The following is a 22016-nucleotide window of genomic DNA, read 5'->3' as shown; positions in this document are numbered from 1 at the left end:
ATCGCCTCCTGCAACGTAAATAGGAGGCGATCGCTTACCGTTAAAAACCTTGAGTTCAGTTAAACCGCTTAACGATGCATGTGCTGTTCTAACAATTGCTTAGCTCTGGGTTTAAAGAGTAGGTAGAACAAAGACTCCAAGTAGCGGAGCATATCTTCTCGGTCTTCCTGAGAAGTGTAATTCCAGAAGCCATAAATCTTAGCCAGCGACAACAAGCGCGTGGTATGGATTCTCCAAGTGTAAGTACTGTAAACCCGCTCTACCCCTCGGCTAGAGATTTCTTGCCAGTAATCAGGATTTTGCTCGCACTTAGAAACAAACTCCAGAATCTTCTCAGCCATTTCGTCCAGTTTTGTCGGGTTGATGTAGAAGCCATTCACCCGATCCTGAATAATTTCTAAGGGTCCACCAAACTGAGTGGCAAACGTGGGTATACCAGAAATCATGGCTTCTAGAATCGTCAAGCCGAATGCTTCAAACAGCGCTGGTTGCACAAAAATGCCTTGGTGATCCGCGATGACGCGATAAATTTCACCGGAGTCAGTCTTGGGCAAACGCACCCCCAACCAACGAATCTTGCCGTGAAGATTGTATTCATCAATGATGCGATAGAGCTTTTCCATCTCGCTAGCTTCTTCGCGATCTGCTGTATCCTCTACCCGCAACTTACCTGCCACCAAAATCAGATTGCAGCGCTCCTGTAGTTCTGGACTGCGACCAAAACACTCGGCTAACCCAGTCAAGTTTTTAATGCGATCGAGTCTCGCCATGGAAAACAAAGGCTGTTTGCTTGGATCATCAAGCTTTCCATAGACCTGCTCTGGGTCATCCAGCGTGAAAAGCAAATCCTCTAAGCGATCGCGATCGTCAGGTAAGCGATCTTCGCTGCGGGTATAGGGGAAGTAAACCGCTTCATTTACTCCTGGCGGAACCACATTAAACTTAGGGCTGAACAGCTCCACACCATTCACCACATGGTAAAGCTCTGGCATGGTAAAGCACTTGTAAGACTCATACTGACCAATGCTGTCAGGTGTCCCTACAATTTCCTGGTAAGTGCTGCTGATAATGAAATTCGCAGCGTTCATAGCAATCAAGTCTGCCGTGAACTGGAGCGAGAAGTGGTATTGCTCCTCGGAATCTTGCCAGTAGAGGTTGCTGAACAGGTACTTTGACTTCTCTAAAGCATGGGCAACATTACACTGCGTGACTTTCAGACGACGGGCTAACAAAAAGGCCACTAAATTGCCGTCTGAATAGTTGCCCACAATCAAGTCAGGTCGGCCTTCAAACTCTGCCAGAAGCTCTCTCTCAGAATCGATCGCGTAGGTTTCCAAATAAGGCCAGATTTCAAAGCGGGAAATCCAGCTTTGGGTCAGATTTGGATTGAAATCCCGGAAAGGAACTCGCAAAATCCAAGCATTATCCGTACCGTGGACTTTTTCTAAGCGCTGATTACAACGAGTGCCATCACTATTGGGGATTAACCGACTGAGAATAATGACCTTAGGTTTTACCTTTGTCACATCCAATCCAGCCAGACACAAATCCTCTTGGAGTTGCTTCTCTAAACTCTTGGCTTGGTCGAGCACGTAGACAACTTGACCGCCTGTGTCTGGTCGTCCCAATACGCCTTCTTGACCAAACCAACCGTGAGGAGACACTAAAACCACCCGGAACACCATTGGAATCCGAGAGATGAAAGCTTCCAAAGTTTGGTGGTCTGGGGAATCAACTAGTTCGTCTAAAAGCTCTAGGGTCTCCTTAACCCGACCCACTGTGTTCCCCCAACCGGGTTCAAAACCCATTGATTGAAAATCAAAGCGAAAGGTTTCGTACGCAGCCGTATCTGGACGCCCACTGACAAATTGCAGAGCCTTTTTGACCTGGGAAGAAAGCTCACCCTGACTTTTGATGCGTTCATTAATTAAGAGCTGGGTTCCGTTGTGACGGTGGAGACTCAAAAACTTAAATAGCGCTTCTAACCATTCCTGTGGGTCTTGAAACAACTTACTGGATAGAAAGCGGTTGAGAAACTGAACGCCTTTACCAATATTCTTGGGATCGCGAATGCTTGGCGAGTAGTCGTAAAAAGGTTGGAAATCTAGCTCTAAGACATCCCCTTCGTTGGGATGGAAGCGATTAACCAAGAGGTCACGAATATCTAACAACTCTTGTACCGTCATCACATCAACGGTGAGGTCATCTTCAGAGAGGCGAAAAACTTCTTGGCTGGCAATTTTGGGACGAACAATGAAGCAGAAGCTCCCCTCATCCAAAATAATTTCTTGCGTGTAAGCAATCAGCTTACCGAGATGAGAACCATGGCAAAACTGTTCAGGTTTTTCATGATGGCTACAATAAGCCGAAAATGCATTCAAAATCTCGTTGCGTAATAGGTAGCGCTGCTCTTGCTGGCGTAGGTCTCTAAGAAATTGGCGCAGATCCGTCTTCTCATTGTTGTCTAGAACGGCCTGAATCAGTTCTGACATGTCAACTCCCTTTACTCACTTGTATCAGTGTCAATAAATATGTATTGATGTTTTTCTGAAGTAATTTTTAGCTAGATGTTGTCTGAGAAAGCTTGAGGGTCTTCAGCTTCGCATTAGCGGCAGCACATCCCTTGATCAGCAAAACAGATAGCTGATGTTACGACTCAACCAAGTCCTAATTAGGTTTAGTTCTCAACCCTGGCAGTAGAACCCTACAAGAAGTGTCTTGCAGGAGTCACCCAGAATCGATTCTGAGATTAGTGTTTTTTTGGGTGGCTACCTTTGCTATGAGAGATGAACCCTGCGCCTAGACCAAAAATAAGGCGGCACGCCTTGCTTTGTAACTCTCGAGCGAATAAACCACCCTCCCTCTAAAGTTCGAATTCAAAACGATTGAGGACTAGGCGAGTCGTCGCCTGAAGTATTACAGCGACCCTGAACTGAAAGGTGACCTACCAGGATGAAGAGCGGTGAATTGGGCAAGTTCAGGCTCTGGTTGCGTAAGTCCAACATCTCACAGATTGCTGGTTTGATCCGTAAAGCTACTAATAAAAGGGTGGAATTCTGATAAAGAAACCACGAAGAACAGCCGCCTGCAAGTATTAATCCGGACTAGAATCCAGTGGTGGTTGGGGTGAAGTAAAGTACAAAGCTCGGACTTGAGGTCCGAATACTACAACATCGTCATGAGCTAAATCCCACGCTCGATGCTTACGACCGTTAATCATTAGACCATTTGTGCTGCGCTTACCCCCTAAGGCACCATCTACAATCTGGTAAATATAGGTACCGTCATCTCGAAGAATCTTGAGCAAAGTTGCATGTTGCCGAGACACAAACTGCGAGTGTAGGCAAATATCACTTTTGGGGTCGCGACCGATGGAGTAGGAAGATTTCTCAAGAGTGATTTCTCTCGTTCCCTGCTCATCTTCTAGGACAAAAATTGGTTGCTGCTGGGTATGGTTAGTGCCTGGATGAGCAATAAAAACGGATGTTTCATTTGCTTCGATCGCAGCTTCATCTAAGGGGTTTAACTCTGAATAGCCCCGCCCATACCAAACAGGATTGGTAGTTGGTTGCTTGTAAGCTAGACCCGATCGCTCCAGAGCACAGCTACGACCATAACTAGCCGCTTGGTCGTTAGGTTCAATTTCTAGCGCTCGATCATAGCTGGCAATCGCCTCACTATATCTAGTAAGTTCAATCAAAGCATTGCCTCGATTGCGCCAAGCTAAGTAATAATCTGGTTTGAGCTGTAACGCTCGGTCATAGCTGGCGATCGCCTCGGCATATTGGTTGAACCCATATAAGAGAGCATTGCCGCGATTTTGCCAAGCTTGGTAATGTTCTGAATTAACTTGTAACGCTCGGTCATAGCTGGCAATCGCGTCGGCATACTGCCCCAAACCATATTGCTGGGCATCGCCGCGATTTTGCCAGATTACGCAAGCTACATCTTTGGGGGGCTGCAGTTGTAGTGCTCTATCGTAACTGGCGATCGCGTCGTTGTAAGTACCTAAGTTTTCTAATGCCAAACCACGTTCATACCAGACATCAAAGCAATCTGGTCTGACTCTAAGAACGCAGTCATAACTCGCAACCGCTTGCTCGTACTCTTTTTGGGTTGCAGAGAGAAGACCCTGCTGAAACCAGAGTAGAGGTTCGCCACTGAGGGGAAGTTGACCTGTGTCAAGCATGGCTTGAATTATTCAGTAAATCTGAGCTGAATGCTAATAGGGCAGTAAGGCTCAGATGGGACAAATTTCTATCAAAGGAAGTTAATCCTGACAGAAGCAAAACTTGCTAGGGCTTTTACGTCTTTACCAGTATAAGTAAACCTGGAGACTACTGTCTCTGCCTTAGGTCACTGCTTTGACTGTCACAAATACATTAATTTATGTAGCGATCGCGATTCCACATGGGGTGTGCCTCTCACAGCCCACCAATTTTATAAATCATTTTAAGACTGCTATAGTCGCTGAGTGACTGCTTTAACAGGAAAACTTAGCAAGAGTTGAGTTTTGGATCTAAAAAAGTACTTAAAGCTAACCAATAAAACACTTCTTTAAACTAAGCAACCTGAAAGTTGAATAATCTGGCCGATAACTAGAGCCGATAACTAGAATTGGCCAGCAAAGAATTCTGACTCATTGCTGAGCCTAGCCTGCTCAAATAACTGATCAGCAGCTCGTGCTACAAACTCGCGAGTCTCAAAATAGCGCTTGATACTCCGCATATTGCTGCATCTCGTTAAAAATGGGCTCTGTTTTAGCCATCAGTCGATGCAGGTTGGGGCTAAGGTCAAAAGCTCGATACAGATTGTTGATAGTTAACTCTACATCCCCTAACAAAGCGTAGCAACAGGCTTTGCCATACCAGGCATTTGGATTGGAGGATTCACTGTTTAGAGAGTGCTCGAAGCTAGCTAGAGCCTCTTGGCAACGTTCTAGCTTGATTAGCACAATGCCCCGGTAGTTCCAAGCATAGTGACAACGGGGTTTGATCGTCACGGCATTTTCAAGGCTGGTGAGTGCATCCGAGTAGCGCCCTAGATATGCCAACGCTACACCGCGCTTGTACCAGGCCTGGTACTTGTCAGGCTTAAATTCTAAAACTTTGTCAAAAGCCGCGATCGCTTCTTTATATTGGCAAAGATGACTGAGAGCATTGCCTTTATTATACCAAGCTCGGTAGTCATCGCGACTCCATTTAATAATGCGATCGAAGCAAACCACCGCTTCTTCGTAACGGTTCAGTCTACCTAGGGAAATGCCTTTGCCATGCCAGGCTGGGGCAAATTTAGGAGCTAAGGAAATAGCTCGCTCAAAACTTACAAGTGCTTCTTCGTAGCGCTCTAAATGTTCTAAGGCATAGCCGCGATCGCACCAAGCCTGATAATTGTCTGGTTTTAGCTCCAACACGCGATCGTATCGATCGATCGCGCCTTCATAGCGTCCGAGTTCACTCAAAACATGCCCTTGACTATACCAAGTCTGAGACCCTTGACTCTGGTCCATATCACCGAGATTGGAATTAAAACATTACTGAGTCAATTCCTGTATAACATTATCCCTTCCGGATTAATTATTTCTTCCTAACACTAAAATTTGGAAGTCTAGACTTTGGCGGATTGGCTTAAAACAAGCGTCTATCTTAGCCATTGTTCGGTATACATTCGGGCTTTGCTCAATTGCCTTCTGTAAACATTTAAACGCTTGATTGAGATTTTCCTGGGCAATGTAACAGCGGGCCATGCTGTACCAAGCTCCTGGATTATGCGACTTCGCCGCGAGTGATTGGTCAAAGCTATCAATCGCTTCGCTGTAACGTTTTAATTTCGCTAAGGCAATACCCCGGTAATTCCAAGCGTAGTAGCAATTCGCTTTAATCATGAGAGCCCGGTCGAAATTGCTAATCGCATCTTCATAAAAAGTCAGCTCGGCTAAAGCGGTTCCTCGGTGATACCAAGCTCTGTAGTAATCAGGCTTGAGATGTAGCGTGCGATCAAAGCTGAGGATGGCTTCGGCATGTCGGCGCAGGCGCACTAAAGCATTGCCGTGGTTATACCAAGCTTTCGGATCTTCTGGTTCTAGCTCTAAAGCTTTAGTAAAGCTCTCGATCGCGCCCTCATATTGATGACTTTGAGCTTGAGCAATGCCTTTGCCATGCCAAGCCAGGACAAAATCTGGTTGCAGAGCAATGGCTTGGCTAAAACTAGCGATCGCATCTACATAACGCCGCAAGTGGGACAAAGCATACCCGCGATAACTCCAAGCCTCAAAATCATCCGGTTGCTTCTCTAGCACTCGGTCATATCTAGTGATGGCCCCTTCATAGCGGCCTAACCCATAGAGGGTGTTTCCGTGGTTATACCAGGCACGAGAGTCTTGATCTGGACTCATATTGCACCGCAGCATGAGGTAGAGCCTGCCTTAATCATAAGAATATTTGCTGGTGACCGAAAGCTAGACTTCAAATTTAGCCTAGGTTATATCAGTTTAGTGATGGGGCTTATAAGCTTAAGCTACCCAACTTATATGAGTATCCAACAGAACTTATACCTTGCTTAGAGCTTTCAGGCTCACTGCGTGTATTTACAGGTTCTGCCAACAATTCATAGGGCTAGAGAATGCAGGAAGGGAGCTCGAAGCGATCTGAGCTGTTTCAGGGTGAGGTTTTGGGGCGAAGGCGATCGCTTGGAGCAATTGAGCAACTGTTTGAGCCGTTTGAGCATGAGAGAGCGTTGCTTTAGCAATCGTTTGCATTAATTGGTCAACCTGGTGAGATGCCTCCAAAATCTGTTCTATGCTGCTGCGCTGGGCATCTTCCATCTGGATACCCTTCATTAAGTTCATTAACTCCATGTCCAGTTCTATTGATGCAGGATGCAGTTCCAGACCCCCAACTTGAGGCGGTGCTGTCTCCAAAGTAGGGTTGATGCTCAATGAGGAGGTTTGTAGAGCAATTTGGTGAATCAACGAAACGACTTGCGAGATTTTCTGAGAAGACTCATCAAGTTGCTGCACTTTCTTCGCTGTACAAGCCACCGTTTCGCGCAGTTTGAGGAGACGCTTGACAGTTTTATCTATGGCTGTTCCTTGCAGCCCAGTCAACGTTGCAATTTCGGTAGCTTGCTGAGCGTTGACGGCTACTGCTTGAACAGATTGTGTGATTCGTTCCCCAGCATTAAGGGTTTGAGCAAGCTCTGCGGTCTGTCTCGTTGCAACCTGAGTGAGCTGATGAGTGGCAGATTCGTGCTCGCCTGCGGCAGGATTAATTTGCTCTGCTGTTCTTACCATTTGAATAATCATGCTCCGCAGTTCTTTGCCAAACCTATCCAGTCCTATCAAATCGGCTCTGTCTGTAGCCTTCTAGAGATTACAGGTAGGTGCTTTGGCACCAGGCCCATAACTCCAGATCGGGCCTAAAGCTCACACCTGATTGAGCCTGAAATTTTAGATACAGCTTGGGTACTTCTATAGTGCAGGCGGAGACAGATAAACTAATCAGACAAATGTCTCAACTGTCTCAGGCATTTTGCGGATTTTAAGCTTTGGCCGCTGCTTACACCAGGATTGAATGGGGGAGTCATGATGAATGCACTAGGGAATATGTCTTTCCGGATTGAGCGGGACTCGATGGGAGAGCGACAGATTCCAGCAGAAACTTATTATGGAATTCAGACTCTACGAGCGATCGAGAACTTTCCCATTAGTGGTCTCAAACCCTTACCAACTTATGTTGATGCTTGCGTACTGATTAAAAAGGCAACCGCGATCGCCAATGGTGAGCTAGGTTGCATTACGCCAGAGGTCGCTCAAGCAATTGTGCAAGCAGCCGATGAAGTGCTGTCTGGGAAGTTGCGCGATCAGTTTGTGGTGGATGTGTATCAAGCAGGCGCAGGCACCTCGCACCACATGAACGTGAACGAAGTCTTGGCGAATCGTGCCTTGGAGTTGTTGGGTGACGAGAAAGGCAATTATAAGCGGGTCAACCCTAACGACCACGTCAACTATGGCCAATCAACCAATGATGTCATCCCCACTGCTATTCGGATTGGTGGATTGCTGGCGCTAGAGCACACTCTGTATCCTGCATTGTCTGGGGCGATCGCGGCACTGGATACTAAAGCCGAGGAGTTCCAAGATATTGTGCGATCGGGTCGCACCCACTTACAAGATGCGGTTCCGGTGCGCTTGGGTGAAAATTTCCGAGCTTGGGCGCAGATCCTCAGCGATCATTTAACTCGTCTAGAAACCGCCTCGCAGGATCTAATGGTATTAGGTTTGGGCGGCAGCGCTGCGGGTACTGGACTGAATACGCATCCCCAGTATTGCGATCGCGTAGCCCAAATTTTGTCCCAGTTGCTCGATCAACCGCTGCGTCCTGCACCTCACTTGATGGCCGCAATGCAAAGCATGGCCCCGTTTGTGAATGTTTCGGGAGCACTGCGGAATTTGGCTCAAGATTGCGTCAAAATCTCTCACGACTTGCGCTTGATGGACTCTGGCCCCAAAACTGGCCTCAAGGAAATTCAATTGCCTCCGGTGCAGCCAGGTTCCTCGATCATGCCTGGAAAGTACAATCCGGTGATGGCCGAAATGACCTCAATGGTCTGTTTTCAGGTGATGGGCTACGACTCAGCGATCGCGCTAGCTGCTCAAGCAGGACAACTGGAACTCAACGTGATGATGCCGTTGATTGCTTATAACCTGATCCAAAGCATCGAAATTCTAGGCAACACGTTGGCAGCCTTGACCGAACGGTGCATCAATGGGATTACTGCCAATCGCGATCGCTGTGCCTATTACGCTGAGGGCAGTCTCGCTTTAGTGACCGCTCTGAATCCTCACATTGGCTATCTCAACGCCGCTGCCGTGGCCAAAGAATCCCTAGAAACCGGGAAGTCATTGCGTCAGATTGTGCTTGAACAAGGGTTGATGAGCGCTGAAGACTTGGCTAAAGTGCTCGACCTAGAGCAAATGAGCATCATGACCAAGCCCCAAACTGCGACTTAAAGGCGATCGCCTCTGCCAAACTAGCTTAGAGACTTGGAGCGTTGGGGTTGAAAATGCCCGCAATTTTCAAAGAAAAGGTACAGAAATTCCCATCTCTGAGCGGTTCAACTTAAGATGAATCATTTCTGGATTGCAAACACTAGTAAGAGGGCTTATGTATAGCCAGGAATCCGAGCCAACCCCGACTTACATTACCTTTCACTACTTGAACGGTCAGTCAGACTCATTCAACATTCATCACTTGACTGAGCCTGGAGTGACACGACAAGACATTCGACAAGAAATTCGGCGGTTTCTGAGTGAAGGGTGGTGGGTTGTCAAACTCCCAGACGAAACTCTCTTCATTAATGCCAGCCAGGTGGTGAAGATTGAGATGAAGCCACCGATCACCTCGCTAGAAGGAGAAGGAGTGCTCTCAGAAGCTCAGTGGGTGACCGCCCTAAATCGGCCTCGATAGAGATTGACTTCCCAGATGCAACAGGGCTGAATTTTAGGTAGGTTCTATGCCTTTAATCGCAACTGATAGAGGCTAGCATCCGCAGGCCCTGGCTGCTTCTCGATTCATCTCTGTTTCACCCATCATTCCGCTTGACTATGACATCATTACAACCTTGTGTGAGCTTGCTGCGAGCTGACTCTTACGAACTGAGTCAACTTCGAGCCAGTTTGGAGCAACTACTAGAGCCTTTGGGCGGAATGAGCGCCTTTGTCAAACCGGGCGATCGCGTCCTGCTGAAGCCAAACTTACTGACGGGTGCGCGTCCTGGCAAAGAATGTATTACTCGCGCTGAATTGGTTTACTGTGTCGCTCAAATGGTTCAAGCGGCGGGCGGTCAGCCATTTTTAGGAGATAGCCCTGCCTTTGGTAGTGCCAGAGGAGTCGCAGTAGCTAATGGCTATTTGCCCTTGATTGAAGAACTGAATCTACCCATTGTGGAATTTAGTGGCAAACGGTACGAAACCGTGAGCGAAAACTTCAATCATTTGTTGCTGTCTAAGGAAGTGATGGATGCGGACGTGGTGATTAACCTGCCAAAGGTGAAATCCCACGTCCAACTGACTTTGACACTCGCAGTCAAGAATCTGTTTGGCTGTGTCCCCGGCAAAATGAAAGCTTGGTGGCACATGGAAGCAGGCAAAGATAGTCAGCGCTTTGGTGAAATGTTGGTCGAGACGGCACGAGCGATCGCCCCTGACCTCACGATCGTCGATGGCATTATTGGTCACGAAGGCAACGGCCCTAGTGGTGGTGAACCTCGACATCTGGGTGTGATTGGAGCTTCTACCAATGTCTTCGCCCTCGATCGCGCCTTGCTGGAGATCCTCACTGTTGATCCAGCGACAGTGCCCATTACAGCAGCAGCGCAGCGGCTAGGGTTAAACGTGGAGCCAGCCGATATGCAGTTTCCGCATTTGCGACCCGAAGACCTCAAGATTCTAGATTGGCAGCTACCCACTCGCAGGATGGCGATCGATTTTGCCATGCCTCGCGTGCTCAAATCTACGTTTAGGCATTTCTATATTCGCTTCATCAAGGAGCCAATAAGTGCGTATGCTGGCCGCTAAATCTGAGCGCTAATTGATGGAATACTCCACCGCTTTCGCGTAATCTCCCAAGGCATAGCAGGCGATTTTTAAGCTGCCAAGGGCTTGACGTTCTGCCTTAGAGTCGCAGAGTTGTCTGGCGATCGCTAAGCGTTGCTCATAATATTCCACCGCTTTGGCGTAGTTGCCGAGGGATTCGTGGGCAACCCCCAAACTACCTAGCGCTTGTTCTGCGCCCCGATGGTCTTTGGCTGCTTGAACGAGCGCCAGCCGCTTTTGCAGATACTCGATCGCCTTAGGGTAGTTCTCTAAGGCAGAGTAGGCACTCCCAAGATTCCTTAAAACTTGTCCCTCAGCCTTCCGGTCTTGCGTGGTTTGAGCGATCGCTAAGCGTTGTTCGTAGTAGGCGATGGCTTTCCTGTAGTCACCAAGGGCGTAGTAGGCATTGCCCAAGTTGCGCAACACTTGGCCCTCAATTTGTCCATCTTGGAGGTCTCGTGCGATCTGCAAGCTTTGCTGCTGGTATTCAATGGCTTTACTGCAATCTCCTAAAGCCTTGTAAGCCAAGCCTAAATTGTTGAGAGCTGCCACTTCGGCGCGACGGTCTTGAATTCCTTGAGCCACTCGTAAGCTTTGCTGAGAATATTCGATCGCTTTAGGGTGATCTTTCACGTGGCGGTAAGCATTACCGAGATGGCCTAGTGCTTGGCCTTCGGCGCGGCAGTCTTGAAGTTGACGGGCGATCGCTAACCTTTGCTGAGCATACTCAACCGTTTTGCCATATTCGCCTAAGTCGTAATGAATATTGCTAAGGCTACCTAGGGCTTGCCCGATCCCTCTTAGATCTTTCAAATCTTGGTAGAGGGTCAAAGCTTCGTGGCAAAATTGCAAAGCTATACCAGACTGATTGACCTGGAGCTGCTCAACTCCTTGCCTGAGTAAATTGTTGGCAACTAGCTGTTGAGGGTTATCTCCAATGGTTTGAATCCCCTCATTCCACTCGGTTGCTGTCAGAGTTCCTTGATCATCTCTCACAAGATCACCCATTAGCATCTAGCGCCTTGGTTAGTAGTAGCACTATTTATACCCGGAGCATAACTTATACTCAGAGCGTAACGCGTCGGATGAAGCCTAGAACTCAGTACCATCCTCAGGCTTGATCATTAAGTGTTTGTCAAATCGCTAGTATTTATACTGAAAACCCTAATTTTTGGCTCCTGAGATTGCAATCCTCTCTGTACTTATAACTTAGAGCGCGATCGCCAGTGGGGCAATACAGGAAGCCTGTAAGTGTGAAGCGCTTGCCAATATAAAGCGCACTCAAAACTATGAGTAAAAATTAAGTAGTCTTGTAAATGAATCTTAGAAAACTTGAAAAGTAAGCCTGCAAGGGCAGGCTAGTTGGCTCCAACTCGGCCTAAGTGAGAACTCAGCACCTGTCTGACTCCTCCGACAAACTCTAGTCTTCGTGATCTTCAAAGGGATCGCTCAATTCCTTTGAAGGCGGACCAAAAGAGGTATAGATTGAAAGCCCTGTAATGGCAATGACAATGGCACAAACGGAAATGCTAAGAACTGTTGCGGGTTCCATAGGTTCGATCGATTATGAGGACTCTCCCTCTATAATATTACGAAGCATTAAAAAGTTCTGTCGAGATCCACATACAGGTGACCCATGGCTCAACGCACTTGGTTGGGAGATGTTCTCAAACCTTTGAATTCTGAATATGGTAAGGTCGCGCCCGGCTGGGGTACCACGCCATTGATGGGCGTTTTTATGCTGTTATTTTTTGTCTTCTTGCTGATCATCTTGCAGGTTTACAACTCCTCGCTGTTGATTGAAAACGTCGATGTGGACTGGAGAAGCTTAGGCGGCTAAGGCTAGCGAATGCCTAGAGCTTAAAGTTCAGTATCTAGATGTTCCCGGCTTCGACCGGGTTTTTTGTTGGCTTTATACTAGAGAGAAGGCCAAACTGAGCAATGCTCCAGAGAGAAACTGAGCCGTCCGGGATTTGACTAGGAGGAATTTGCGTGAATATTTTTGGCATCGGCCTACCGGAGATGGCGCTGATTATGGTTTTGGCTCTGCTAATTTTTGGGCCAAAGAAGCTGCCAGAAATTGGTCGGAGTTTAGGAAAGGCGATTCGCGGTTTTCAAGACGCCTCTAAGGAGTTTGAGAATGAATTTAAGCGAGAAGCCGAACGACTAGAGCAAATTGTCACTGAGCCAATGGAGGCCAAGCTGGAACCTCCGTCTCAGCCTGTGCTCTCTCCTGCTGTTACCGAAACTACAGCTCAAGTAGAGACGGATGAGGTCGTGGCAGCAGTTTCTCCAGACGACGCAAAGAGCTAGCCTGAGTTGTTAGCGTCAAGATTTACTGCCTGTAGATTAGTAATTGAAAGCCAATGACAGAGCCTGCTTCGACACCCAAACTGGTGGTGCCGCAATTAATTGTCGGGTTAGGAAATCCGGGCGCTAAGTACGAGCAAACCCGCCATAATATTGGTTTTGCTGCTATTGATGCTTTAGCCCGCACCTGGCGCATTTCGCTATCGGAAAATCGTAAGTTCCAAGGTGTATTTGGCGAAGGGCCAGGTCTTCAAGGCAATAAAATTCGCTTGCTCAAGCCGCTGACTTACATGAATCTTTCAGGACAGTCGATTCGAGCTGTGTTGGATTGGTATAAGTTGCCCCCAGAGTCAGTGCTAGTGATCTATGACGATATGGATTTGCCTGTGGGTAAAATCCGGTTGCGTCTTTCTGGATCAGCAGGTGGACAAAATGGGATGAAGTCAGCGATCGCTCACTTAGGTACCCAGAATTTCCCTCGTTTGCGAATTGGCATTGGTAGTCCCAAGGACGAAAATACGGCTACTCAAGATGCCGTGTCTCACGTCTTAGGTCGATTTGCGCCTACCGAGGCCCAAGTCATCACTCAAGTTTTAGAGATGACCGTAGACGCTGTAGAACTAAGTCTCAAGCAAGGCTTTGAAAAAGCCATGAGCCTCTACAACGGTCGTTCTGTTGTAAGTACCAAAGTTTAAACGACTCCTGTATTAGGCGCTGAATCTGTGTTTTAACTGTTGGCTGAATGAACTGAACTCCGGTACATTGGCATTTACTGGATGGCCCCACTAAGTCGAACTAGCCTCAGATAGGGGTTAGTTCAATTCGTACCAAAGGCAGATCAAATCAGGTCTTTGGTTTTGCCACCATTGCAGGAGAAGCCTTTATGCTGGATAGTTCCGACCCTCTCTTCATGGCTGAGAGCGCTGCTACATCACTGGCGATTTTAGATCAAAGGCTGGTGAAACGGTGCCATATTCAGCTGCCTGACATGCCTAATCCGATGAGCGCCATTTGTTATCAAGGGTGCTTTTATAGCTATGTTCGGTTTTTTCCCTCACTGGAAACAGCTCAAAAGGCGGCTGGACGTTTGCTTACCAAAGGTAATGCGGTTGTCTTTACTCAGGTAGCGAAAGGTTTGGTATTGTGGGTGCTGGAAGCGGAGGCCCAGTTGGCTAGTAAGCCTGTAGTGAGATAAGTAGAGACTGTGAGTGCTAACCGTCTACCTGAAACCATTGCTCATGTCCGGATCACGCATCAGTCGTGGAATCAGGGCAAAATTGAGGGGGAAGTCAGAGCCAATCAATTTGAGTGGCAGTTTCAGTGGTGTTTTAAGCAAGGCAGCTTATTAGTGCAGCCTTCTCTCGGTAGAGCTTTGATCCAAGAACCTCTAGGGCGCTTTTTAGAGAAATGTGACTATCAACTAGAACCGGGTGGTGACTACTCATTCACGATTCGCGCCCAGCTCTAAGCTTAAGCAGATGCGACTAGGCGTTCTAAGTAACGCTCAATCAACAGAATTGCCACAATATCATCGAGCGATCGCGGTGGGGTTCGCATCCCTTGAGGAATTAAACGATACAAGCCTTTGGGAGGGTACATCTTCCAGTAGCGATCGCGAGCTTCTAAGCTGCTGTAGCGCTCGTCTACCAAGACGACCCGGAGCGGATCAGGTAAATCATCACTTAGCTTTTGTTTCCAAGTTTTCGCAGTCGTTTGATCCCCCATCACTACGATTGAGATGGGTAGCTGTTTTTGGAGCTGTTGAATCGTAGCTACCACTTCATCCGCTGCAATAACTTGGTGGTAATGTAGCGTCCGGTCTACTCCCATCGCAGCTAAACCACATTTGTGGCGACCAGGATCGAAGCCTAAGATGATCGGCTGATCAGGATTGGGGGGAGGATTTAAGACCATGAAATTCTAATCATTTGCCAGCAGAACGAGGAAACAGCTCAACTTGTCAGCGTCACTCTGCTTTATTGTAACGACCTGCCGTTACAAATCGTCAGGACTGACGAAGGGGCTGGGAGAGACATCTGACGGCTTGGAATTAGGGGCTTTTCCAGGGTAAGGGTCTGAATGTTGAAACTCAAAATTAGCGTCCTCTTGAGTCACGCTGTTGTTTGGATTGTTTGGATTAGGAGTGGCATTGTTGGGTTGAGGAGATGGACTGCTGTTGGGTTGAGGACGATTGGGTCGAGGAATGTCCCGACTAGTACTCAGCACCACTTGGCCATTCTGAATCGCTAACAACTCCACCTTCAGCGGGCCTGCTGTGTAGATCACACCCGTGGTTACAACCTTTAAATCGAGCGGCTGGCGATACTGCTTCAACTGCTCGGCAAAGCTCAAAATTGCCGTGACGCTAGGACCATTTGCAGCGATCTGTACTCCTTCCGTGAGTACCCCCGCACCTCTGGCTCGAAACTCCGTGGCGGCTAGCAACAGTTCGATCCGCTTTTGAATGTCGGCTTCAGTTAGGGTAGATGGATCAACTGAAGCGGCAGCAATGACATCACCAGAAAGAAATGCGACTTGGTTGAGCGTAGCGCTCGCCACCACCTGAACGCTCTTTTCTCCTAGCACATAGTTACCCGCTGAGAGAATTCTAATGACGTAATCGCGACCATCTTCAATTTGGTCAACCAGTTGTTCTACTTCCGGTCTGGTGATTTGAATAATCTGCTCGCTGACTTGACCAGTACCAGGACGGGTCAACTTGATAGCGTTACGATTTGCTTCTCGCAGTAACTGGTCTATTGCTTGCTGAGCGCCTGTGGGAGAAACGATCCGCACGACCCCTGCTGACAACACTTGTCCCCGGAAGAGAGCAACGTTGCCTTGGCGTAGGGTTTCATATTGCGCTTGATAGTACTGGTAGTACCGCTGCAAGGTTTGAACAGCTTTCTCTAAATTGGCTTGTTGAATCTCTAAATCTTTAGTTTCTTTAATCAAGTTTTGGCGCTCGTTATCCAGTCGGTCGATCTCGGAGCGGAGTCCCGTTGCTTGCTGAGAAACAGTGCTTAGTTGCGTTTGAGTTCGGTTTAGTTCTACTTCGGTGCGGTCTTTGGCATCTTCAATCCGATCCTTTTCTGCTTCCGCGCGGCTCAGTTGGCTCTGAGTTTGATCGAGCTGAGCTTCGGTGCGAGCTCTTTCGGCCTCGACTCGACCTAGCTGGGTTTGCGTACGATTTAGCTGTGCTTCTGTCGTCGCTTGCTTGGCGATCGCGGCCTTAAGAAACAAATTAATCCGATCCAGCCGTTGTTGGGCCGAAACTTGCTCCGCGCGAGCTTGGGTCAGCTCTTGCTCAACTTGGTTTTTTTGAACTCTCGTCTTTGCTAAATCTTCTCGCGCCCTAGAGAGGTTTTTCTGAATTTTGCCCAATTCAAAAACGCCAGTACGGAGTTGATCACTCACAGCAAACAAAATGGCGAGTGTAGAAGCAGAAATGATGCCACCCGTGACAATCGTCACCAAGACCGCGGTTTTGCGAGGACGCAAGTTAAACAAGCTGAGGCGAGCCTTGCCTACGCGCGTACCGATGCGATCGCCCACCGTTGCGATCACACCCCCCAACACCAAGATTGCCACAATTAAGATGTACCCGCTGGTCATCTACCCTCAGGAAGCCATTTGGCTCACACCCAACTCAGATACAGCCTATCTCATGCCCCAGAAGTTTTGTGTGCCATCACACCTGTAGGACGACAACAAGCAGACCCAGATAGCAAAAGTTGCTGCCTTGCCTCAGCGTCAGGAGAGCATCAGGGCTCTCTTTGTTTCCTCGCAGGAGTGCCATGAAGCACCTTCCTCGGCCAGAGAGCTGTATTCAAGTCGCTGTAAGCGCTTGTTATTACTAGAGGTTAACCATAGCAGATCAACTGAACTGTTGACTGAGAGCGACGGGATTATGAACCGTAATTTTTTTCTTATGGATGGAAATCATCTTCTCCTGTCGCAGATCTCCAAGTAGGCGTGTGACTGTGACACGGGTGGAACCAATCGCTTCTGCGATCGCCTGATGCGACAATTTCAAATCAATTGTGATCCCGTCAGGGCCAGGAACGCCAAAGTCACGACAGAGGATGAGCAAGAAGCTGACCAAGCGTGATCCCATATCTCGGTGGGCCAAGGTTTCGATCATCATCTCAGTCTGCAAGATGCGCGAAGACAACCCTTGCAACATCAGCATCGACAGCTCTGGGTTATCCTTGAGGGCTTTTTCCACTTGCTCAATGGGCACCGACAGCAATTCCGCCGGAGTAAAAGCAACTGCGTGATAAAAGCGATCGGAGCGATTGCCCGTAATCAGCGAGAGAACCCCAAAGACACTATTTTCTCGCAGCAAGGCTACGGTGATTTCTTCGCCCGCTTCATAAACGCGAGACAGTTTGACCGCACCTCGGACCAAAAAGTAGACACGCTCCGCTGGATCACCGGGGAAGAAAATCGTCTTGCCTCGATCAAACGTTTCGATCACGGGAGGAAATGCTCCGCCTCCCAGTTGACGAAACACAGATGCTAACGGCCTATCCTGCGTCATTACCATATCCTTTTACCTTTTCGATGCCCTTCTCCAACCTTCATGGGCCGCTCGTCTGGAGATGAACCTTACGAAGGTGAGCCAACTGTAAGCAATTGATGACTTTAGAACACTTAAACTTACTCCAGAGTCATTTTTTGTTCTATTTGATACACAATCGGCCAGCGATCGCCAATGGCTGAAGAATTTGGCTGCTGTTTCGAGGACTACAAACGAACGGATCTTAGCTGTAAGCGATCTATTTAGACCCTATCTTACTCCCCCTAAAGACAGATATCTTGTGATAGGACTCAAGGCAGCGTATCACCCTGCCAGCGACAGTAGATGTCAATATCTTTAAGCCCCCATCTTTGAGTATTCTCGTAATTGCCCTTAACGAAGAGATTGCCATGCTGGATCTGACCGGAAAAAATGCCTTAGTCACAGGCATTGCTAACAATCGCTCGATTGCTTGGGGAATTGCCCAACAACTCCATAAAGCGGGTGCCAACCTAGGGATTACCTATCTGCCCGATGAGCGGGGCAAGATGGAAAAAAAAGTAGCAGAACTGGTTGAACCGCTAGAACCCAGCTTGTTTGTGCCTTGCAATGTGCAAGATGATGCTCAGATTCAGTCCACCTTTGAGACTGTGAAGGAGAAGTGGGGCAAGCTAGATATCTTGGTTCACTGTCTGGCCTTTGCCAACAAAGATGACTTATCTGGCCACTTTAGCAACACCTCGCGGCCAGGATTTACCACAGCCTTAGACATCAGCACTTATTCGTTAATTCAGCTCAGTGGTGCCGCTAAACCCCTGATGACAGAAGGCGGCAGCATTGTCACATTGACCTACTTGGGCGGGGTGCGTGTGGTGCCCAACTATAACGTTATGGGCATTGCCAAAGCGGGCTTAGAAATGAGCGTTAAATACTTGGCCGCAGAACTGGGCCCCCACAATATTCGAGTCAATGGCATTTCTGCTGGCCCAATTAGAACTCTCGCCTCCTCTGCGGTTGGGGGAATTCTGGACATGATTCATCATGTGGAAGAAGTGGCACCCCTGCGGCGCACTGTGACTCAACTAGAAGTTGGCAATACAGCGGCGTTCCTATGCAGTGATTTGTCCAGCGGTATGACAGGGCAAATCCTCTATGTTGATTCTGGCTATGAGATCATGGGGATGTAGTGGCTGCCATTAAGTGACTACAACCGTTTGGCCTGCCTGCGCAGGCTCAAAGTTTCTCCCTTCCAGTTTTTACTTCCCAGTATTGAGTAGGGCCTATGCAGACTAGCATTCATGAAGCGTCTTCCCAAGAGCACCGCACAGCCTTCGAGCAGGCCAACGGAGCATCATTAGAACCCGTATTTTCAGGACGAGTGGCCTCAGTCAGCCGCAAAACAGGTGAGACAGATGTGCATGTCACCATTAATTTGGATGGACAGGGTCGCTGTGTAGCAGCCACAGGTATTCCATTTCTCGACCACATGTTGCATCAGATTGCTTCGCATGGGCTGTTTGACCTAGAGGTGCGAGCGACGGGTGACTTAGAAATTGATGACCATCACACCAACGAAGATGTGGGCATTACCCTGGGTCAAGCTCTGGCTAAATCGTTGGGCGATCGCAAAGGCATTGTCCGGTTTGGCAATTTCCTCGCGCCCTTGGACGAAGCTCTAATCCAGGTAGCTCTAGATTTATCTGGTCGGCCTCACATTAGCTATGGCCTGCAAATCCCTACCGAACGAGTCGGCACTTACGACACGCAACTGGTACGAGAATTTTTTGTGGCAGTGGTGAATCACAGCCAGATGACGCTGCACATCCGTCAGCTAGATGGCATCAATTCACACCATATTATTGAAGCCACATTCAAGGCATTTGCTCGTGCTTTGCGCGTTGCTACAGAAACCGATCCCCGTCGGGCTCACACCATTCCCAGTTCCAAAGGCGTTTTGTAATCTATTCTTTCTCCGGGGATTGGGCTCGGGTGCGATCGCTCAAAAACTTCAACTGCTGGTAGAGCATGGCAATTTGTGGAAGCTGCACTCCTGCGGCTTGGGCAGCTCGTAGTGGGTTGCCAAAAATTGCCTCGACTTCCAGAGGTCTGCCTTCGTCGTAGTCAATTTTCATGCTGGTGCGGTAGGGCTTCATCTTCACCGTGTCATCCAGCATTTCTTGAATAAAATTATCGGCGATCGCGCGACTCTGCACTTTTGCTCCTAAGGCAACTTCTCGCATCAATTGCTCTGCCAAAGCATAAGTGTAGCGATCGGCCATCAGCGCATCAGTTGTGGCGTTGAGGACCACTGACAAGCCGTTGAAGGGAATATTCCAAACCAGCTTGCGCCAGCGGGCTAGGAGTAGGTCTGCCGCCAAGTGGATCGAGATGCTCGCCTGGGTAAAGTCTTGAGCGATCTGAGACATGCGCTCTGTGACACCACCCACTTGATAGTTTGCTGCGTACTCACCTAAGGTAATGGCTCCGTAGTCAAGGTGGCGAATGTGGCCAGGACCCACTTTGTTGGAACAAATAAAGCACAGTCCACCCATGACGCGCTCCGCACCTACAATTTGAGCCACTTCTGCTTCTAAGCCCAAGCCATTTTGCAGCACTAAGACAACGCCATCTTCTTTGAGCACCCGAGGAAGTAGGGCTGGCAACAAGTGATTGTGGGTACTTTTGAGTGCGACCACCACTACATCGCAGCGAGGCATCTCCTCGACTCGACGGTAAGCATAGACCTGAGGTAGCGTGAAATTCTCCTCAGGTGACTCGATCACTAATCCTTGCTGCTGCACCTGTTCGTAGTCACTTCTGAGCAGGAAATGGACTTCTGTGCCTGCTTGCTGAAGCCGCGCCCCATAAAAGCCCCCTAATGCTCCTGTACCTAAAATTGCATAACGACGATTGGGTACAGCACCCAAAGAGGCCCCCATGACTCCTACTCCCTGCTTGCTCCTGTTCAAACATACTGTAATGAGGGGATGTGGTCCTAGGCTGACTAGAGCTTTATGGGTCGCAAGGTGGATTTAGAGACAGGCTAGAGAACGGACGGCTATCATGGTAGGCATTGATATTTATGAACAATTATCAATGATTGTTTCTGAATCTGGTTGGTCCAAAATCAAGTCATCTTTCACAGAAAAAGTTTTCTTTGGGCAGGAGCCAAGCGCAGAGTTAACAGCGATTTTGTTGGTTTACTTTGTGCAAGGCATTCTCGGCTTGGCTCGCTTAGCCATTAGCTTCTTTCTCAAAGATGAGTTAGGGATTGGTCCAGCGCAAGTATCAGCTTTGATGGGGATTGCGGCGCTGCCCTGGATGATTAAGCCTGTCTTTGGCTTTGTTTCCGATGGGTTGCCCATTTTTGGCTATCGTCGCCGTCCCTACCTAATTTTGTCGGGTGTGCTAGGAGCAAGCTCCTGGATTGCTCTGGCGACGATGGTGCATACGGCTTGGGCTGCTACGCTCGCGATCGCCCTTGGCTCGCTGTCTGTAGCGGTTAGCGACGTGATTGTGGACTCGCTGGTGGTAGAACGGGCCCGCGAGGAGTCGGTGAGTACTGCGGGCTCGCTGCAATCTTTGTGTTGGGGCTCTTCGGCGCTAGGGGGGCTGTTGACTGCTTACTTTAGTGGCTCCTTGCTACAGCGCTTTGATGCTCATACCATCTTCGCTATTACCGCTTCCTTTCCTCTCATTGTCTCAGCCGTAGCTGGCCTGATTGCTGAGTCCCGCGTCAGTGCTAGGCCCAACTGGTCAGTGGTGAGTCATCAATTAGGTCAGTTGCGCCAAGCAGTGACGCAGAAGGCAATTTGGTTACCTACAGCTTTTCTCTTTCTTTGGCAAGCCACCCCCACTGCTGATTCTGCTTTTTTCTACTTCACAACCAATGAGCTAGGATTTCAACCCGAGTTCTTGGGGCGGGTGCGGTTGGTCACGAGTTTGGCGTCTTTGGTAGGGATCTGGCTATTTCAGCGTTTTTTCAAAGAAGTACCGTTTCGCGCCTTTTTCGGTTGGACGACATTGCTCTCGGCTGTGTTGGGCATGAGCATGCTGCTGCTCGTAACCCACGCCAACCGAGCTTTAGGAATTGATGACCATTGGTTTAGCTTGGGTGACAGCTTAATTCTGACGGTGATGGGCCAGATTGCCTACATGCCCGTCTTAGTGTTAGCGGCGCGTCTCTGTCCTGCGGGGGTAGAAGCGACTCTGTTTGCCTTGCTAATGTCAATTACAAATCTAGCAGGGCTGGTGTCCTACGAGCTGGGAGCCGTGTTGATGCACTGGTTAGGGATTACTGAAACCAATTTCAGCTCTCTCTGGTTGCTGGTGCTAATTACCAATCTCAGTACTTTGTTGCCACTGCCATTTTTAGGTTGGCTGCCAGGAGCTGACCCGAAGACAGAGTCTGGGACTGCCAGTTTGCAAGCCACACCCGCTATGGAGCGAGACCTATCGACTACCAAGCAATTAGGTCAGCCATTTTTGCCAGATTTGATGTCGGAATGGGTACCGCAGTCGATGCGGGAGCCTGTGGAAGAAACCATTGATTAATCATTTGGTTTGCAAGTTTTGAACTCGTTTTAATTA

The 22016-nt window shown here is 48.6% G+C and carries 22 protein-coding genes; 11 read left to right on the top strand and 11 right to left on the bottom strand.

The genetic code is table 11. The annotated features are described in order from the left end of the window. Positions 1 to 68: 68 nt before the first annotated feature. The 5 genes from H6F72_RS09540 to H6F72_RS09520 form a co-directional block, all read right to left on the bottom strand. On the bottom strand, positions 69 to 2492 hold the full coding sequence (locus tag H6F72_RS09540; protein ID WP_190433998.1) for a sucrose synthase: 2424 nt from the start codon (positions 2490 to 2492) through the stop codon (positions 69 to 71). Between the two features lie 602 nt (positions 2493 to 3094). Continuing rightward, positions 3095 to 4189: a tetratricopeptide repeat protein gene (locus H6F72_RS09535; protein WP_190433995.1), complete on the bottom strand. Its 1095-nt coding sequence runs from the start codon at positions 4187 to 4189 to the stop codon at positions 3095 to 3097. Positions 4190 to 4702: 513 nt separating this feature from the next. Next, positions 4703 to 5509, bottom strand: coding sequence for a tetratricopeptide repeat protein (locus tag H6F72_RS09530; protein WP_190433993.1), 807 nt, complete (start codon positions 5507 to 5509; stop codon positions 4703 to 4705). Between the two features lie 63 nt (positions 5510 to 5572). Further along, the gene (locus H6F72_RS09525; RefSeq protein WP_190433991.1) at positions 5573 to 6394 is read right to left on the bottom strand and encodes a tetratricopeptide repeat protein; all 822 of its coding nucleotides are present in this window, start codon (positions 6392 to 6394) and stop codon (positions 5573 to 5575) included. 192 nt (positions 6395 to 6586) lie between these two features. Continuing rightward, positions 6587 to 7303, bottom strand: a complete 717-nt coding sequence (locus H6F72_RS09520) for a methyl-accepting chemotaxis protein (RefSeq protein WP_190433989.1) — start codon at positions 7301 to 7303, stop codon at positions 6587 to 6589. Positions 7304 to 7582: 279 nt separating this feature from the next. On the opposite strand from H6F72_RS09520, the gene H6F72_RS09515 reads away from it, so the two are divergent. From H6F72_RS09515 to H6F72_RS09505, 3 genes are all read left to right on the top strand, one after another. Further along, complete coding sequence (locus H6F72_RS09515; RefSeq protein WP_370527468.1) at positions 7583 to 9010, top strand: aspartate ammonia-lyase; 1428 nt, start codon at positions 7583 to 7585, stop codon at positions 9008 to 9010. 154 nt (positions 9011 to 9164) lie between these two features. After that, positions 9165 to 9467 (top strand): hypothetical protein, encoded by a 303-nt coding sequence (locus H6F72_RS09510; protein WP_190433987.1) that lies wholly within the window; start codon positions 9165 to 9167, stop codon positions 9465 to 9467. 137 nt (positions 9468 to 9604) lie between these two features. Continuing rightward, the gene (locus H6F72_RS09505) at positions 9605 to 10576 is read left to right on the top strand and encodes a DUF362 domain-containing protein (protein ID WP_190433985.1); all 972 of its coding nucleotides are present in this window, start codon (positions 9605 to 9607) and stop codon (positions 10574 to 10576) included. A 9-nt stretch (positions 10577 to 10585) separates the two neighbouring features. Here H6F72_RS09505 and H6F72_RS09500 read toward each other — a convergent pair whose 3' ends face one another. Both H6F72_RS09500 and psbN read right to left on the bottom strand, forming a co-directional pair. Next, positions 10586 to 11602 (bottom strand): tetratricopeptide repeat protein, encoded by a 1017-nt coding sequence (locus H6F72_RS09500; RefSeq protein WP_190433982.1) that lies wholly within the window; start codon positions 11600 to 11602, stop codon positions 10586 to 10588. Positions 11603 to 12014: 412 nt separating this feature from the next. Continuing rightward, positions 12015 to 12146, bottom strand: coding sequence for a photosystem II reaction center protein PsbN (gene psbN / locus H6F72_RS09495; RefSeq protein WP_190433980.1), 132 nt, complete (start codon positions 12144 to 12146; stop codon positions 12015 to 12017). 84 nt (positions 12147 to 12230) lie between these two features. On the opposite strand from psbN, the gene psbH reads away from it, so the two are divergent. The 5 genes from psbH to H6F72_RS09470 all read left to right on the top strand — a co-directional run bounded on the left by psbH (position 12231) and on the right by H6F72_RS09470 (position 14372). Beyond that, positions 12231 to 12434 carry a photosystem II reaction center phosphoprotein PsbH gene (psbH, locus tag H6F72_RS09490; protein ID WP_190433979.1) on the top strand — a complete coding sequence of 68 codons (204 nt, stop codon included), beginning with the start codon at positions 12231 to 12233 and terminating at the stop codon, positions 12432 to 12434. Positions 12435 to 12586: 152 nt separating this feature from the next. After that, entirely contained in the window at positions 12587 to 12907 is a 321-nt protein-coding gene (locus H6F72_RS09485) for a TatA/E family twin arginine-targeting protein translocase (protein ID WP_190433977.1), read from the top strand. 53 nt (positions 12908 to 12960) lie between these two features. Next, the gene (gene pth, locus H6F72_RS09480; RefSeq protein ID WP_190433975.1) at positions 12961 to 13599 is read left to right on the top strand and encodes an aminoacyl-tRNA hydrolase; all 639 of its coding nucleotides are present in this window, start codon (positions 12961 to 12963) and stop codon (positions 13597 to 13599) included. A 188-nt stretch (positions 13600 to 13787) separates the two neighbouring features. Continuing rightward, positions 13788 to 14099: a hypothetical protein gene (locus H6F72_RS09475; RefSeq protein ID WP_190433973.1), complete on the top strand. Its 312-nt coding sequence runs from the start codon at positions 13788 to 13790 to the stop codon at positions 14097 to 14099. 9 nt (positions 14100 to 14108) lie between these two features. Then, complete coding sequence (locus H6F72_RS09470) at positions 14109 to 14372, top strand: DUF3146 family protein (RefSeq protein WP_190433972.1); 264 nt, start codon at positions 14109 to 14111, stop codon at positions 14370 to 14372. Between the two features lie 2 nt (positions 14373 to 14374). On the opposite strand, the gene H6F72_RS09465 is transcribed toward H6F72_RS09470, so the two are convergent. The 3 genes from H6F72_RS09465 to ntcA form a co-directional block, all read right to left on the bottom strand. Continuing rightward, positions 14375 to 14818 (bottom strand): pre-16S rRNA-processing nuclease YqgF, encoded by a 444-nt coding sequence (locus tag H6F72_RS09465; RefSeq protein WP_190433971.1) that lies wholly within the window; start codon positions 14816 to 14818, stop codon positions 14375 to 14377. Positions 14819 to 14899: 81 nt separating this feature from the next. Next, positions 14900 to 16519, bottom strand: a complete 1620-nt coding sequence (locus H6F72_RS09460; RefSeq protein WP_190433970.1) for a DUF3084 domain-containing protein — start codon at positions 16517 to 16519, stop codon at positions 14900 to 14902. A gap of 262 nt (positions 16520 to 16781) precedes the next feature. Then, positions 16782 to 17453 carry a global nitrogen regulator NtcA gene (gene ntcA / locus H6F72_RS09455; protein ID WP_190433969.1) on the bottom strand — a complete coding sequence of 224 codons (672 nt, stop codon included), beginning with the start codon at positions 17451 to 17453 and terminating at the stop codon, positions 16782 to 16784. Positions 17454 to 17836: 383 nt separating this feature from the next. On the opposite strand from ntcA, the gene fabI reads away from it, so the two are divergent. Both fabI and hisB read left to right on the top strand, forming a co-directional pair. Then, positions 17837 to 18613, top strand: a complete 777-nt coding sequence (gene fabI / locus H6F72_RS09450) for an enoyl-ACP reductase FabI (RefSeq protein WP_190434348.1) — start codon at positions 17837 to 17839, stop codon at positions 18611 to 18613. A 95-nt stretch (positions 18614 to 18708) separates the two neighbouring features. Then, a complete protein-coding gene (hisB, locus tag H6F72_RS09445) occupies positions 18709 to 19386 on the top strand; it encodes an imidazoleglycerol-phosphate dehydratase HisB (protein ID WP_190433968.1) in 678 nt (225 codons plus the stop codon). Between the two features lies 1 nt (position 19387). On the opposite strand, the gene H6F72_RS09440 is transcribed toward hisB, so the two are convergent. Beyond that, positions 19388 to 20365, bottom strand: coding sequence for a putative 2-dehydropantoate 2-reductase (locus tag H6F72_RS09440; protein WP_190433967.1), 978 nt, complete (start codon positions 20363 to 20365; stop codon positions 19388 to 19390). Positions 20366 to 20522: 157 nt separating this feature from the next. On the opposite strand from H6F72_RS09440, the gene H6F72_RS09435 reads away from it, so the two are divergent. Then, positions 20523 to 21980 carry a folate/biopterin family MFS transporter gene (locus H6F72_RS09435; RefSeq protein ID WP_190434347.1) on the top strand — a complete coding sequence of 486 codons (1458 nt, stop codon included), beginning with the start codon at positions 20523 to 20525 and terminating at the stop codon, positions 21978 to 21980. Positions 21981 to 22016: the final 36 nt, after the last annotated feature.

This window comes from Trichocoleus sp. FACHB-46 (assembly GCF_014695385.1).
Taxonomy (GTDB): Bacteria; Cyanobacteriota; Cyanobacteriia; order FACHB-46; family FACHB-46; genus Trichocoleus.
Note: the sequence above shows the minus strand (reverse complement) of the source record. Positions and strands in the feature narration are given on the sequence as shown.

Excerpts from the sequence above, each read along its gene's own strand:
- H6F72_RS09540 (WP_190433998.1), bottom strand. The coding sequence starts at position 2,492 with ATGTCAGAACTGATTCAGGCCGTTCTAGACAACAATGAGAAGACGGAT.
- ntcA (WP_190433969.1), bottom strand. The coding sequence starts at position 17,453 with ATGGTAATGACGCAGGATAGGCCGTTAGCATCTGTGTTTCGTCAACTG.
- H6F72_RS09465 (WP_190433971.1), bottom strand. The coding sequence starts at position 14,818 with ATGGTCTTAAATCCTCCCCCCAATCCTGATCAGCCGATCATCTTAGGC.
- H6F72_RS09530 (WP_190433993.1), bottom strand. The coding sequence starts at position 5,509 with ATGGACCAGAGTCAAGGGTCTCAGACTTGGTATAGTCAAGGGCATGTT.
- pth (WP_190433975.1), top strand. The coding sequence starts at position 12,961 with ATGACAGAGCCTGCTTCGACACCCAAACTGGTGGTGCCGCAATTAATT.
- H6F72_RS09500 (WP_190433982.1), bottom strand. The coding sequence starts at position 11,602 with ATGGGTGATCTTGTGAGAGATGATCAAGGAACTCTGACAGCAACCGAG.
- psbH (WP_190433979.1), top strand. The coding sequence starts at position 12,231 with ATGGCTCAACGCACTTGGTTGGGAGATGTTCTCAAACCTTTGAATTCT.
- H6F72_RS09505 (WP_190433985.1), top strand. The coding sequence starts at position 9,605 with ATGACATCATTACAACCTTGTGTGAGCTTGCTGCGAGCTGACTCTTAC.
- H6F72_RS09520 (WP_190433989.1), bottom strand. The coding sequence starts at position 7,303 with ATGATTATTCAAATGGTAAGAACAGCAGAGCAAATTAATCCTGCCGCA.
- H6F72_RS09525 (WP_190433991.1), bottom strand. The coding sequence starts at position 6,394 with ATGAGTCCAGATCAAGACTCTCGTGCCTGGTATAACCACGGAAACACC.
- H6F72_RS09435 (WP_190434347.1), top strand. The coding sequence starts at position 20,523 with ATGATTGTTTCTGAATCTGGTTGGTCCAAAATCAAGTCATCTTTCACA.
- H6F72_RS09440 (WP_190433967.1), bottom strand. The coding sequence starts at position 20,365 with ATGGGGGCCTCTTTGGGTGCTGTACCCAATCGTCGTTATGCAATTTTA.
- H6F72_RS09510 (WP_190433987.1), top strand. The coding sequence starts at position 9,165 with ATGTATAGCCAGGAATCCGAGCCAACCCCGACTTACATTACCTTTCAC.
- H6F72_RS09460 (WP_190433970.1), bottom strand. The coding sequence starts at position 16,519 with ATGACCAGCGGGTACATCTTAATTGTGGCAATCTTGGTGTTGGGGGGT.
- hisB (WP_190433968.1), top strand. The coding sequence starts at position 18,709 with ATGCAGACTAGCATTCATGAAGCGTCTTCCCAAGAGCACCGCACAGCC.
- H6F72_RS09535 (WP_190433995.1), bottom strand. The coding sequence starts at position 4,189 with ATGCTTGACACAGGTCAACTTCCCCTCAGTGGCGAACCTCTACTCTGG.
- H6F72_RS09475 (WP_190433973.1), top strand. The coding sequence starts at position 13,788 with ATGCTGGATAGTTCCGACCCTCTCTTCATGGCTGAGAGCGCTGCTACA.
- fabI (WP_190434348.1), top strand. The coding sequence starts at position 17,837 with ATGCTGGATCTGACCGGAAAAAATGCCTTAGTCACAGGCATTGCTAAC.
- H6F72_RS09515 (WP_370527468.1), top strand. The coding sequence starts at position 7,583 with ATGATGAATGCACTAGGGAATATGTCTTTCCGGATTGAGCGGGACTCG.
- psbN (WP_190433980.1), bottom strand. The coding sequence starts at position 12,146 with ATGGAACCCGCAACAGTTCTTAGCATTTCCGTTTGTGCCATTGTCATT.